This is a genomic window from Aquimarina pacifica (assembly GCF_000520955.1).
Lineage (GTDB): Bacteria > Bacteroidota > Bacteroidia > Flavobacteriales > Flavobacteriaceae > Aquimarina > Aquimarina pacifica.
Genome location: NZ_JACC01000139.1, coordinates 1 through 360 on the forward strand (window position 1 = coordinate 1; position 360 = coordinate 360).

Annotated in this window: 1 protein-coding gene; it reads right to left on the bottom strand. The window is 27.2% G+C overall.

Annotated features, from left to right (window positions below; genetic code table 11):
• Positions 1-226, bottom strand: a 226-nt coding sequence (locus DZ60_RS23850; RefSeq protein ID WP_034230580.1) for a hypothetical protein, incomplete at its 3' end; no start/stop codon positions are given.
• Positions 227-360: the final 134 nt, after the last annotated feature.

The window sequence follows — 360 nt, forward strand, 5'->3', positions numbered from 1 at the left end:
TTTTTCCATTTTTATAGCCAATACTGCCTGAGGGAAATTTACCAAAACTTTCAACTTCTCCAATTCTGTCGATTAATTCTTGGTTATTGATAATATATGGTTTAGCTAAAGAGTATGCTTCAGAATTAACTATCTTAATATAGTTTCCTACTGATACAACAATTACAAAACCAAGTATTGATAAAACAACGTAACTAAATATCTTAAAAATTTTTTTATCGAACATACTTTTTACTTTTACCCATATTTCTTTTTATAGTCAATTCTTGATAGCCTTTAGATTCGTTTATAGATTTATTTTCGAGCGATCTGGTCGAGATTATCACTAATTATTAACTTGTTTAGCTAATAGAGGAAAAA